This is a genomic window from Pseudomonas sp. ZS1P83, assembly GCF_054897825.1.
On record NZ_CM142706.1, the window covers coordinates 4,796,136 to 4,809,611 of the forward strand.

Sequence of the window (13,476 nt, forward strand, 5' to 3'; positions counted from 1 at the left end):
ATCAGTCAACCGGCTGACTGCACCGAGAACGGTAATTCCGTCCTTTGCAGCCTTGCACGCTCCACAGCCTGCTTCGTCAAGGTTTTTTCCAGCGCCTTGATCGCGTTGAAGTGGGTCATTTCATCTCCGTCCTGCAGCTCAAGCGCCAGGCTGTCGAACGCCTGGCGATAGATGTTTTCGAGGTAAATCTTCCAGAAAGGCTGCTCCAGAATTCTCTCCACCAGCAGGTCCCCTTCCTCCAGCGCCAGCACCCTCACACCAGCGGCTTCGATCATCGCTTGGGTAACCCTGGCCATATTTCTGAAGAGCATGCCACGCGATTGCCAGGGCAGATTCAGACGCTCCGCCAGATCCGTCATATAGGCCAGGTGAACCTCCACTTCATCGATCGTCCCGGTGACGCGGCCACTGGCATCGACACGCCTGAAGGTTTCTCCGTTCGCCAAGCGATCGGCCACACGGCTGCGTGCGATAGCGCCCAATTCATCCAGGCGAGACTTGCCTCGGGCCAGTTCCAGCAATTCGGCCTCGACCAGTGCCGGGTTCTGCAAAGCGTAAGCCTCATGAATCAAAACCCTGAGCCCTAGCGCGTTGAACAGCTGGGTACCGCCATCGGAACAGGCCGTCGTTGCCGAGGCTTCGGTGAAAATCTCTTCGCGCAGCGCCGTATTCTCGTTCATGGCCTCAAGCATTCGCCACACCTTGGCGGTCAATTCGGTGCGGTAGGATGTCTCCGCGGCGGTGAAGTCTGCCGACTGGGTCAGCTTTCCAATCTCGTTGAAGAACGGTTCGGAGCCGAACTCATCTTCAACCTCGTCCCACAAAACCAGCCTCCTCCTGAACAACGATTCAGGCAGGCCCTGCCCCCAGTTGATGCTGTCCAGCAAGCCCAACGGCGGATAAGGGCGCTCCGGGTCCAGACCTACCGATTCCGTATAGCGTTTCAGCTGTTCCAAAACACTTGCCGGCATCCACTCAGGTTCGCGACTCACGATGGTCCGTGCCAGTAACTCGGCACGGAACGAACCGGGGGCAACGTCTGGAATGTCGATCAAACGGTTGAATTGAAGATTCAAGTAGAGGTGGCGCGGACGCGGCATGGCGAACAGGCCGACGGGCCATCGGTCCAGGTCTGTTCGCTCAAGATTGAGTATTTCCAGATTGGGCATCTGGCTGATGTCAGGCGCAAGCCTTAACGGATTTCCTCGTAACCCCAGTGCCCTGAGTCGGGTCAATCCTCTCAAGTGCGCCACCGCCTGCTGAGTCAGCACGATTTGATTGTTACCCAGCGACAGATTATCGAGGTAGCGCATGTCGCCTATGACCGGCGGCAAGCGGTTCAACAGGTTATCGCCCAAGTCCAGAAAGCGAAGCCCGCGCAAAGGCTCGAGAAACGGCTCCTGGCTGCTGAGCAAACCGGTTTCACGCATGTTCAGGCTCGTGACGTGATCAAAATTGGCAATCAGCCTGGGAAAACTCTCAAGGTACCGGCCCATTGGCAAACCCGTCAGATCAAGGTGCTGCGGGCGGACGATACCTGGGGCGTCGACACCCGATGGCCCGGTCCTTTGCCAGCATTGCCTGATCGCCTTGTAGAGTTTGTTCCGCAGATCCCACTCTGCAATCCCCGCAGGACTGAAGCGGAAAGAGGTCGTCAAAGAGTTCAGCCAGCGTCGCATCGTGGTGTTCAACTGGTCGAATTCGTCTTCCAGGGCACTGACACGCAAAGGGGCCGCGTCGGCGAATTCTCCGAGCAAGGAGAGGATGTGTTCGTCGGAAAATCCCGGATAGAGCGCGTGAACCCGTCGTTTCAACAAGGAATCGTTGGCGATCTGGCGATAGCCTTGCATGCCGCCACGCAGACGCATCGTTTCAGGGTCATAAACCGGTTTACGCACAGGGTACTCATTCAAAGCCGACTCGAATCGCTCGCGATCAAGCGGCGAGCGCTGCAGGTCAAGCCTGAGCCGCTCGCCCTCGAAGATGTCGTACCCCAGCGCTTTACGTTCGGTGTCCGGCAACGCATGCAATAGCGAAGCAAAAAAATCATCGATACCGTGCAAATGTCGATTCTTTTCATCGCGTGCCTGATAACCGCCTTCATCCTCAAGAATCAACACTTTGCGGAGGGGGGCGTCCTCGGGACCGACACTGGCGTTAAGCTTGCCGTTGAAGGAGAACTCACGAATTTCGATGCGTACATCGTTGGACCAACCCGGCAGGGTAGCCAACGACGCCAGTTGTAACCGTCGCGTGTCGTTGTTCTCCAGATCTTCCAGATACATCCCTTCATAGGCGCGACTCACGCGCACACTTTGTCGAGCCTGGCGTGCCCGTTCGCGCAAGCGCAACGGAAGAGCCTGCTTTTGTGACACATGTTTCAGGTCGGCCGGGGTAGCCTCCAGCATCAGTTTTGCAGCGGCAGCGTTTGGTAGCTCTGGATAGGCGTCGGTCAACACATGCACCAGCGCCCCGTCGGCGACGTCGTGCTGCTTGTACAAGGATTCGAACAGCCGCTTGCGTTTTTTCGTAGCCTCGCTCGCCAGCCTTTCCTTCAATGCCTGGACGCGCACCTCGTTAGAACTGGGTATTGATTGGCCAAGCAGATCATGGATTTCCTGTTCACCCAGGGTTTCGAGGGTGCGCTGGGGCAACTGACCGGAGCGGAACTCGGCACGGGTCAGCTTGATGCGGTCCGCGCTCGTTGCCTCGATACTGCCAACGACGGTCGATGCTCCTTTCAACTCAGGACCATCGAAGATCTCCACGGCCCTCTGCTCTGGCCAGCGAGGCAAATCGGTCATCAGGCTCGTTATTTCTCTCATCAACGCCTCGGGTACCTGATTGGCCAGTATTTGCTGACCCACCTCACTTGCTTCGGCATACAGCCTGTAACGCTTGAGCGTATCGGCCAGCATGACCGGCGGCGCGTCGAGCTCGACATGCAACCGTCGCAAGGCGTCCTCCGAAACGCCAGCCACGGTCAGGATTTGCTCCAGCGTCTCATCCGGCCAGTCCCGTGCTGAAGCGCCCAGTCGGCGCAACAAGCGTGTTTTGTCCCAAGCCAGCGGTTGGTCGAGTTCGGTTTTCCAGGCCCCCGCGCCATTCTGCTCAACTACTGGCTGATACGCCCCAGGCCGGGTTGGATGTCGCAAGCGATATTGCCCGGTGTCAGCGTCTTGGGTCATTGCATAATTTTTGCCATCCAGCGGCAGCAAATCCTGACCTTCATGACGATAAATACCCAAATCGTTCGCCTGAGCTGTTCCCGGTAATATCGCGGGATGTTCGTAAGCCGTCAGGTCCGGATTCCAGAGCCGTTCCTTACCGTTGATTTGCACGGGCTTAAGCTGATCGACGAAAGACGATGTTTTGATCGGTATGACTTTCGCCGGTAACACATGCCCAGTACCCATCAACGCCAGCTGGGCGAAGTTGATCAATACGCCATTGATGTAGGCCGCTGCTTGCTCCTTGTCGCCATTGCTCCAGTCCTCGATGCCCTCGGCCAGCTCCGCAAGCATTTGCCCGACCATGATGCCCAGCATCGCTTCGCCGAAACCGGGCACCAGCATCGCGGCAAAGTTGAAGATGTTCCAAGCGATATCCAGAACGCTGGTCAAGCGCTTCCAGCGCGCTGCTGCGTCTTCATCGCCGGTCGGCACTGCAATCAGCCGGGCGTCGGCTATTGCCTTGTCCCGCCGCTGCCGGAACAACGTGCCCCACAGATCGTCGGCAATGAGGTTGGTGATGGGCTCTGCGTTGGGGTTTTCGATTGCGGTTTCCCGCCACCATGGTCCCATGTCCAAAGGTTCACGTTGCTGCCAGGTGAAGGTCTTGAGACGCTCGTTGACCCGAGCGAAAAATCGCTCCTTGTCCTTCTGCTCCACGAACCGGCTGAAAAAGGCCTGGTAGTCCGAAGTGCGCAGCTGGCTGATCAGCATCATCATAAAGTCCGCCAACGAGGCGTACTCTTTCAGCGGATGGTTTGGATCGTCGGGTAGGTAAGCAATCAACGGACCGCTCAAACGGCTCTGTTGATAAATATCTTCGTTACGCAAAGTTTCATCAATGACGCCTTGAGGTCCGTTGGCAAAAAAGTTCTGAAGTAATTTGTATTGCTCATACACGTGTCCCGGCAAAACAGGTAGTCGACGAGACCAGTCAGTCCAGAACTTCAAACTCTGCGGCGTCAGCGCCTCTATCGCTTTCTTTATTTCAGAGGGTTCGCTCACGGCACTGAACAATACAATCCCCGTCAACTTGAAACCCATCAGGGACACACGATGATTCAGCAGGGGACGACCGTATAATTTGACAGTTCGATTACCCTCCACCATTTCGCGAAGGCAACCATAGGCGCTAGCATTTAGATCACCTTTTAAATGGGAAACGAGGGCCGATAAGTTGAACGCCGCTTTTTCACTGGCGATTGAGCGTTCCTGGAGTACGCGCTTGGCATTGGGGTCCTGCGGTTGCAACCGCGCTTTGATATGGGTTTGATAGTGTGCGCCGATGTCCAGGGTGCGACACAGCGAAGCAAACTTTTGCGGCGTCATGGTGTTGTCCTGTAAAAGTACGCCGCGCGAATCTTTGCGGTAAACACCCGAATCGCTTCGAAAAGCCCCTTCCTTGGTTTCTGCCTCCTCGAAATTATGCAGCGCTGCGGCGAGCAACGACGAACGCCTGATAACACTGGCACCGGTATCGATATCAAAGATAATTTTGCTCGGTACATTTAGATGCAGCGAAAGGCTATTCGGGTCTTCGTCAATGTCGAAGCTGGCTTTCAATGCTGACCTGAGCAGAGGTTGGGCAAAGGCATTGATATCATGCTGTAGATCATTCAGGACCTGATCCAGCTCACCCTGCAATCGCCAACGATCTTTTAGCAGTTCCTTTAGATAATCACGGTCAATATCCCGTGCACTCATGTACCACTCGGGTATATCAGCCTTGAGATTCATGAGGGAGTTGAGTCGTGTCGGCGATGCGTTACGTATCGCTTGGGGAATGACCTGCATCACTCGATGATAATGAACACCTTTATCCTCCGTACTTGAAACAGATGGAGATTCAGGCCTCTGGCTTCCTTGCAAATCAGACATGGTTCAACAACCTTAAAATGAATTTGAGAACCACTAGACTATGCACACGCTCAAAAAAAAAAAGACCGAATAACGGTTGGTTAAACACCTGAACAGGCGCCATTCTTTCGAAAATCAAAGTACTAAAAACACATATATACAGCCCCTGAAAACCTTGGGTATGCCTCTGCGTCAGCGGTAGTTTTTTTCCGCCCAAAAGACGCTACTATGCGATACGTCTAGCCTCCAAAATGCCCAGGAACCCGGTCATGCGCCTACCCGAATTCATCCGGCAACATGTAGACCGTATCGTCGATGAATGGGAGCAGTTCGCCAGAACGATCACCCCGGCGGCCGAGAATATGGATCAAGCCGCCTTGCGCGATCACGCCAAGGTAATTCTGCTGGCCGCCGCGCGGGACATGAGCACCGCGCAAACCGCCAGCGAACAACTCGCCAAGGCCAAGGGTGAAGGCCCGGAAAAAACCCCGAGTCTGGATGAGGCTGGCGCCAGCCATGGCGAACTGCGGCATACCGTGGGCTTCGACCTGGTGCAGATGACCAGCGAATTCCGCCACCTGCGGGCTTGTGTGATTCGTCTGTGGGTCAACAGCCTGGACTCGCCGGACCTGGCGTACCTCCAGGACATGATCCGTTTCAACGAAGCGATCGACGAAGCCCTCGCCGAATCGACGGCGGCCTATGCCGAGCAGGTCAATCGCTCACGGGATATCTTCCTGGCAATCCTCGGCCACGATCTGCGCGCGCCGCTGCAAGCGATCAGCATGTCCACAGAGTTGCTGCTGCGCAAAGCGCCGCTCGAAGGCGATGCGCTGACTTGCGCGATCAATATCAAGCGCGGCGCGCGGCACATGGCGGTGATGGTCAGCGATTTACTGGAGCTTGTGCGCAGTCGCCTGGGCAAGAACCTGCCAATCGAACCGGCGCCCATGGACCTGGCCGATGCGGTGCATGCCGCGATAGCTGAAGCCTGCGCGGGCAACCCCGAGTGCGATCCGACAGTGAACGTGCTGGGAGATACCCGAGGCGTCTGGGATGCCGGGCGGCTTGATCAACTGTTGCAGAATCTGATCGGCAATGCGTTACAGCATGGTTTGAACAAGCGCGATGTGACGGTCACCCTCAGCGGCGAACCCGACACGGTTCGCCTGACGGTGCATAACTACGGAACGCCGATTTCCGAGGACGCTATCGGTACGATCTTCGATCCACTGGTGCGTAGCGCCGACGAAGAAATCGGCCAGCCATCCACCAGCCTCGGTTTGGGTCTGTTTATCGTCAAGGAAGTGGTCAACGCCCATTCCGGGACGATCGAGGTCAGTTCCAGTGAGGCGGATGGCACGCTGTTTACCGTGGTGTTACCCAGGAAGGTCTGACAGCGGGAGACCGCGTCATCGTTCATCGCGAGCAGGCTCGCTCCCACAGTTGATCGCATTCCCCTGTGGGAGCGAGCCTGCTCGCGAAAGCGACCTGGCAGGCGCCACAAAAACATCAGAACGATTACTCCACCACCAACCGCCCCAGCCGCTGCTTGAGCATGCGGTTCTCGGCCCGCAGTTGCTGGACTTCTTCAAGCAGGTCCAGCGCCAGGGCGACGCCTTCCCACTCCAGTTCCAGTTCGCGACGCAGCTTGGCGGCGCGCTTGGCCAGTGCCAGCTCATAATCGTTGAAACGCCAATCCTTGGGGTGGTTGCCCTGAGGTTCGAGGATGCCGTGTTCGACGATTTCGATCACGTAGACGTCCGACAGGTCGGTCGCCTCACAGAATTCTGCCATGTCCAGTTGAACGATCAGGGGGTTGCTCATGATGGGCTACTCCGTCTCTGGGATCAGAAGTGTTCTCTCGGGTTGAAAGCCGATTTTTTGGCCAGCTCCTGCCACAACGCCTTGACCTCGTCGTCCGAGGTTTTAGGCATGACGGCCTTGAGTTGTACAAACAAAAAACCGCGATGACCGGCCTTGTTCAGCAATCCATGGCCCTTGGCACGCATGCGCTGGCCGTTCTGACTGCCGGCCGGAATCTTGAGATTGATCTTGCCCGTCAGGGTCGGCACTGCAACTTCGGCGCCCAAGGCCAATTCCCACGGAGCCAATGGCAAGGTAATGATCAGGTTTTCGGCTTCGACGTCAAACTTGGGGTGCGGCGCAAAGCGAATGATCAGGAACAGGTCGCCATTGGCCCCGCCACCAACGCCCGGTGCACCCTGGCCCTTGAGGCGGATGCGCTCGCCATCGCTCACACCGGCCGGGATTTTCACGTTCAGGCTTTTGCTGGTGTTGCTCACATGTTGGCCGGCAGCGTTGTACTGCGGCACCTGGAAGGTGACCTTCTTCGATTCGTTCGAGAGGGTTTCTTCCAGAAAGATCCCAAGTTCCATTTCCACGTCTTGCCCTCGACGCCCGGCGCTACGGCCCGACTGTCCACCACCAAAACCAGGGCCACGGTTGCCGAAGATCGAACTGAAGAAGTCCGAAAAATCGCCCGTATCCTGACCACCACCGAAACCGCCTGCACCACGCCCCTGCCAACCCGGCGGGCCCTGGAACGGTTGGCCGTGCTGGCCGTATTTGCGCAAGTCGTCGTATTCGGCGCGCTTGTCGGCGTTTTTCAATGCTTCATAGGCTTCCGAGGCGTCCTTGAACTTGGCCTCGGCGTCCTTTTCCTTGCTGACGTCGGGGTGGTATTTGCGCGCCAGCTTGCGATAGGCGGCCTTGATCGCCTTATCGTCCGCGGTCGGCTCCACACCGAGAATCTTGTAATAATCTTTGAAGTCCATCGCGGGAATCACCATCCGTTATCAAAATCACGCCACCACTGGCAGCATGCGCTCATTGCCCGCCGCCAGGTTGACCGATCTCAAGCTTGAGACCGGGCAGCGCATCAGAAGTTTATCGGCAGCGGTGGGCGGTTCTTGCGACCGTCCTGTGGCTGCCAGGCCCACTGCAGACAAGTTTGGGGCGAAGGATAGTCTTTCAAGGCGCTAATAGCTGAGATTTAGCGGATAGTCGGCCTTCGAATCTGCGCCGCACTGACATACACTGCGCGGCCGTTTTTTAACCGGAACTCGAAAGACATGAAAAACGCATCTCCAGCCCGTGCCTGTGGTATCGACTTCGGCACGTCCAACTCCACCGTCGGCTGGCTGCGCCCCGGCATGGAAACGCTGATCGCGCTGGAGGACGACAAGATCACCCTGCCTTCGGTGGTCTTCTTCAATATGGAAGAACGCCGCCCGGTGTACGGCCGCCTGGCGCTGCACGAGTACCTGGAAGGCTATGAAGGCCGGTTGATGCGCTCGCTCAAAAGCCTGCTGGGCTCCAAGCTGATCAAGCACGACACCAGCGTCCTCGGCACCGCGATGCCGTTCAAGGATTTGCTCGGGCTGTTTATCGGCCAGCTGAAGAAACGCGCCGAAACCGCCGCCGGTCGGGAGTTCGAGGAAGTGGTGCTGGGTCGTCCAGTGTTCTTCGTCGATGACGATGAAATGGCCGACCAGGAAGCCGAAAACACCCTGGTGGACGTGGCCCGGGCCATCGGTTTCAAGGACGTTTCGTTCCAGTACGAACCGATTGCGGCGGCATTCGACTATGAGTCGACCATCGAAAAAGAAGAGCTGGTACTGATCGTCGACATCGGCGGTGGTACGTCCGACTTCTCGCTGGTGCGCCTGTCCCCTGAACGCCGTACCCACGACAACCGCCACGATGACATCCTCGCCACCGGTGGCGTGCACATTGGCGGGACCGATTTCGACAAGCAGCTGAGCCTGCAAGGCCTGATGCCGCTGTTCGGCTACGGCAGCCGGATGAAGAGCGGCGCTTACATGCCGACCAGCCACCACATGAACCTGGCGACCTGGCACACCATCAACTCGGTGTACTCGCAAAAGTCGACCCTGTCGCTGGGCAGCATGCGCTACGACATCGAAGACACCGGCGGCATCGATCGCCTGTTCAAGCTGATCGACCAACGCGCCGGTCACTGGCTGGCCATGGAAGTGGAAGAAACCAAGATCCAGCTGACCCACGCCGATAGCCGCCATGTACCGCTGGACCGCATCGAACCGGGTTTGAGCGTGGAGTTGAGCCGTGCACTGTTCGAGTCGGCCATCGACAACCTGCTGGTGCGCGTACGCAACAGCGTCACGCAAATGCTGAACGACGCTAACGTACGCGTTGATCAGGTGGACACGGTGTTCTTCACCGGTGGTTCGAGCGCAATTCCTGCACTGCGTAACAGCGTCTCGGCGATGTTGCCGAACGCGCAGCATGTGGAAGGGAACATCTTCGGCAGTATCGGCAGTGGCTTGGCGATTGAGGCGATGAAGCGTTACGGCAACATGGACTGATCCCGCAGTGATCGTTCCCACGCTCTGCGTGGGAACGATCGATACCTACCTGATCAAACCATCCCCACCTGCTTCAACTCACTCTTCAGATACGCGTAATAAATCGGCCCTGCCACCACCCCCGGCAGGCCGAACGCGGCCTCGAACACCAGCATCGCCAGCAGCAACTCCCACGACTTGGCACTGATCTGCCCGCCGACAATGCGCGCGTTGAGGAAGTATTCGAGCTTGTGGATAAAAATCAGGTAACCCAGCGCCGCCAGGGCGACCCAGATTGACAGCGACAAGCCGACGATGGTGATCAGCGTGTTCGACATCAGGTTGCCGATCACCGGCAGCAAGCCAAGCAGGAAGGTCAGTACGATCAGGGTTTTGGTGAGCGGCAGCTTGATCCCGAACATCGGCAGAACCACCACCAGGAAAATTCCGGTGAAGAAGGTGTTGAGCAGGGAAATCTTGATCTGGGCGAACACGATGTTGCGAAACGCCTGGACCACCAGGTGCAAGCGGTCGAACAGCGCGGCGGCCAATGGCTTGCGTTTGGTCACGTCCGGCACGCGCTGCAAGGCAATGATCGCCCCGAGTACCATGCCGATCAGCAGCGTCACAAACATGTGCGCCGCATCCTTGCCCACCAACTGCAAGTCGCTGAGGTGCTTGCTCATCCACTCGCCAATTGCCACGCGGAATTCGGCGGCGCTGGCGGGCAGATAGGCGTCGATGAACGGCGGCAGTTGCCCGCGCGCGCGATCAACTACGCCCATGAATTTGTCGAGAGAAGCGCCGGGGTTTTCCGCTTCGTGCAGCAGAAAACTGATGGCACCGGCAAAGATCAGCGTCAACACACTGACCACTAACGTCCCCAACAACGCCACCGCCAGCCAGCGCGCACGCCGACCTTCGATCAGCCGCTGCAATTGCGGGGTGAGCATGTTGACCAGCTCGAACACCAGCAACCCGGCCAGCAGACTGGGCAGCAACCGCAGCGGTATCACCAGCAACAAACCGCCGAAAATGATGACCCAACTGATTAACAGCAAGACTTGGCGTTGAGAAAACGTTGGCATACAGCCTCAAAACAAACGGCGTAAAAGGATTGGCAGTCTGCCAGCGTTCTGATGCCAGCACTAGGGATTGTGTAGGCCGACTTTAGTGGGGGCGCTGGCGACTTTTTTCAGCGTCCTTGCCGGCCTCTTCGCGAGCAAGCCCGCTCCCACAGTGGAACTGCGTACGCCGGTCAAATGTGGGAGCGGGCTTGCTCTCGAAGCGGCCCTCACAGCCCCCACATATCCCCTTCCCGGTGCTTATTTTTTCTTCAGGCAATCACTCATGAAGGTCTTGCGCTCGTCACCCTTGAGCGCTTTGGTCGCCGCATCGGCGTTACAGGTTTTCATCTTCTCCTGCTGCGGGGTCAACGCTTTTGCGTCGTTGGCCGCCGGCGTCGCTTTCAGGCACGTGCTCATGAAGGCTTTACGTTCATCGCCCTTGAGGGTTTTTGCGGTAGCGTCGGCATTGCAGGTGGTCATCTTGTTCTGTTGAGCAGTGGCGGCAAATCCTTGGGAGCAGAGCAGCAAACCCATCATCAACAAAGGGACACGCAACATCTTCATGGAGTTTTCTCCTTGTTGCCGCACCGAGGAGCACGGCCTCGCTCTGGAGTGTAGACAACGCCTGTTACACCTTCCTGCTCTCAAGGTGGCTGCGTCGATACTGTTCCGGCGTGCACCCTGCCTGGCGTTGAAACATCGCGATAAACGCTGAACCGGTGCTGTAACCCGTGTCGAAAGCGATGTCCTGAATGCTGCGGTGGCTGTCCAGTGCTTCGATGGCTGCCAGATACCGCAACCGCTGCCGCCACTCGCCAAAACTCATGCCCAGTTCACGCACGAACCGCCGCGCCAGCGTGCGTTCGCTGACATGAATCTGCGCGGCCCACTCCGCCAAGGGGCGGTTATGTCCGTCATCAGGGGCAGGTTGTCTGGATCGAAGTATAAGCTTGCATCCAGACAGGCGATAATCACCCCTCATTAACGCTCTGGTTTTTCCCATGCAATACGCTTATCCCCTGCTGGCCATTTTCATCTGGGCCGGCAACACCGTGATCACCAAAATGTCAGCCGGGGCAATCTTCCCCGCCGAGATCGGTTTTTACCGCTGGCTACTGGCCGGATTGCTGTTCACGCCGTTCATGCTCAAACCGGTAATCGACCATTGGCCGGCGATCCGCCCGAACCTGGGCAAGATTTTCATCCTCGGCGTGCTCGGCATGGCGGTTTATCAAAGCCTCGCGTATTTCGCCGCAACCCTGACCTCGGCCACCAACATGGGGATCATCCTGTCGCTGATGCCGTTGATGTCACTGACCATGGCCATTGTCAGCCTCGGCCAGCGCCTGACCGCTGGAGCACTGGCCGGTGCAGTGCTGTCGTTCGCGGGGGTTTTGGTGGTCGTCTCGTCCGGCAGCCTCGGCGCGCTGCTTGAGCACGGGGTGAACCTGGGTGACGCCATGATGCTGATCGCCACGTTGGCCTACGCGATCTACAGCACGCTGCTGAAAAAATGGCAGCTGCGGTTGCCGCCGCTGGTGTTGCTGTATTTGCAGGTATGGGTGGCCGTGGTGGTGCTGTTTCCGCTATTCCTCGCCTCACCGAAGATCGGCCCGACGCTGCAGAACATTCCGCTGGTGCTTTACGCCTGCCTGCTGGCCTCGATGCTCGCGCCATTGGCGTGGATGCAGGCCGTGATCCGCCTGGGGCCGAGCCGGACCACGTTGTTTTTCAATCTGCTGCCGTTGATTACCGCGCTGATTGCGGCGGTGGTGCTGCATGAGCAGTTAGCGATGTATCACTTGGTAGGCGGGATGTTGACGCTGGGTGGGGTGATTCTTTCCGAGCGCTGGACCGCCGTGCTCGGTCGTAAGGTTAGTGTTGCCTGAGACGACGTCTTCGCGGGCAAGCCTCGCGCCTACAAGGGATCGATGTCATGTAGGAGCGAGGCTTGCCCGCGAAGAACGATAACGCGGTCTAAACCCCGGCCGCTTTCAGCCGCGCCGCATGCTCGACAAACAACCGAATCGGCTCCGCGCCCTTCCCCACCAAACCCAATGACTGATTGACGATATCGAAGTGATCCATCGGATACTCATCACCAATCACCGTTCCCAGATGCGAGCTGTAACGCCCGACCATCCCGTCGCAATGCCCGACTTCTCTAACGAAGGTCTTGGCAAACAACCGGCAACTGCGATTAGTCCCATCGAACAGGTTACGTCCCCGATCAGTTTTCCCCGGCTGCAAGGTCCCGGACCAGGAGTAATACCGCACCCCGTTGACTTCTTCCGGCCCGTGCCCGCCCCAGGTTTCAGGCAAGCCCTGTGGATAACGCTGATTGAACAGCGCCACGCCTTCAGTCGTCAGTGAATGATGGGAGGCATGGATATCAACCGGCAATTTCGGACCGCGATAACCGGTTTCCAACACGCTCATCAGCGCACTGATCCACCGCAGCAAAACGGTGAGCAAACGTCCCTTGGCACTGTCTCCCGGAGAGTGTGTGTGCAGGTAATCCGCCAGTTCTGAACCGTGATTGGGCCCGGCCACCGACGTCACCGAAGCCACCCGATCCGGGCGCTTGGCGGCGGCGTAACGGGCGGTGAGCGAGCCCTGGCTATGGCCGATCAGGTTGACCTTCTCGGCCCCGGTTTCGCGCAGAATCTCCTCGATCCGCGCCAGCAATTGCTCGCCACGTACCTCGTTTGAATTGAGCGGCGAGACCTGCACCGCAATGACCGTCGCCCCACCGCGGCGCAACGCCGAAATGATCCCGTACCAGTACGGATAGAGCAGCAGACGGATAAACCCGAGCATTCCCGGAACCAGCACTAACGGGTAACGCGTGGCGGAACCTTGCGACATGGGCGAACTTCCTTGTGATCGATGAGGTGACGCAAGGCTGAAAGCAAGAGATCAGCCAAGCATCGGCATCGAAGATGACAACTCGACGACCAGTCTATGACATCC

The 13,476-nt window shown here is 57.8% G+C and carries 9 protein-coding genes and 1 pseudogene; 3 read left to right on the plus strand and 7 right to left on the minus strand.

The features are described from left to right. Positions 1 to 5: 5 nt before the first annotated feature. Positions 6 to 5,108 (minus strand): NEL-type E3 ubiquitin ligase domain-containing protein, encoded by a 5,103-nt coding sequence (locus tag ACYZT0_RS22635; protein WP_462043073.1) that lies wholly within the window; start codon positions 5,106 to 5,108, stop codon positions 6 to 8. A 248-nt stretch (positions 5,109 to 5,356) separates the two neighbouring features. Between ACYZT0_RS22635 and ACYZT0_RS22640 the strand changes: the two genes are divergently transcribed. Then, positions 5,357 to 6,484 carry a sensor histidine kinase gene (locus ACYZT0_RS22640; protein ID WP_462043074.1) on the plus strand — a complete coding sequence of 376 codons (1,128 nt, stop codon included), beginning with the start codon at positions 5,357 to 5,359 and terminating at the stop codon, positions 6,482 to 6,484. Positions 6,485 to 6,608: 124 nt separating this feature from the next. Here ACYZT0_RS22640 and ACYZT0_RS22645 read toward each other — a convergent pair whose 3' ends face one another. Continuing rightward, a complete protein-coding gene (locus ACYZT0_RS22645) occupies positions 6,609 to 6,914 on the minus strand; it encodes a chaperone modulator CbpM (protein ID WP_462043075.1) in 306 nt (101 codons plus the stop codon). A gap of 23 nt (positions 6,915 to 6,937) precedes the next feature. Then, positions 6,938 to 7,885 carry a DnaJ C-terminal domain-containing protein gene (locus ACYZT0_RS22650; RefSeq protein WP_462043076.1) on the minus strand — a complete coding sequence of 316 codons (948 nt, stop codon included), beginning with the start codon at positions 7,883 to 7,885 and terminating at the stop codon, positions 6,938 to 6,940. A 297-nt stretch (positions 7,886 to 8,182) separates the two neighbouring features. Here ACYZT0_RS22650 and ACYZT0_RS22655 point away from each other — a divergent pair, with 297 nt between their 5' ends. After that, positions 8,183 to 9,457 (plus strand): Hsp70 family protein, encoded by a 1,275-nt coding sequence (locus ACYZT0_RS22655; RefSeq protein WP_462043077.1) that lies wholly within the window; start codon positions 8,183 to 8,185, stop codon positions 9,455 to 9,457. A gap of 53 nt (positions 9,458 to 9,510) precedes the next feature. Here the strand turns inward: ACYZT0_RS22655 and ACYZT0_RS22660 are convergent, their stop codons facing one another. The 3 genes and pseudogenes from ACYZT0_RS22660 to ACYZT0_RS22670 all read right to left on the minus strand — a co-directional run. Further along, positions 9,511 to 10,524: an AI-2E family transporter gene (locus ACYZT0_RS22660; RefSeq protein ID WP_462043078.1), complete on the minus strand. Its 1,014-nt coding sequence runs from the start codon at positions 10,522 to 10,524 to the stop codon at positions 9,511 to 9,513. 237 nt (positions 10,525 to 10,761) lie between these two features. Next, on the minus strand, positions 10,762 to 11,067 hold the full coding sequence (locus ACYZT0_RS22665) for a PsiF family protein (protein WP_462043079.1): 306 nt from the start codon (positions 11,065 to 11,067) through the stop codon (positions 10,762 to 10,764). A 64-nt stretch (positions 11,068 to 11,131) separates the two neighbouring features. Beyond that, a pseudogene (locus tag ACYZT0_RS22670) lies at positions 11,132 to 11,416 on the minus strand (helix-turn-helix domain-containing protein); the annotation flags it as partial. 88 nt (positions 11,417 to 11,504) lie between these two features. On the opposite strand from ACYZT0_RS22670, the gene ACYZT0_RS22675 reads away from it, so the two are divergent. Next, positions 11,505 to 12,392, plus strand: coding sequence for a DMT family transporter (locus ACYZT0_RS22675; RefSeq protein WP_462043080.1), 888 nt, complete (start codon positions 11,505 to 11,507; stop codon positions 12,390 to 12,392). An 88-nt stretch (positions 12,393 to 12,480) separates the two neighbouring features. Here ACYZT0_RS22675 and ACYZT0_RS22680 read toward each other — a convergent pair whose 3' ends face one another. Further along, entirely contained in the window at positions 12,481 to 13,371 is an 891-nt protein-coding gene (locus ACYZT0_RS22680) for an alpha/beta fold hydrolase (RefSeq protein WP_462043081.1), read from the minus strand. Between the last annotated feature and the right edge of the window lie 105 nt (positions 13,372 to 13,476).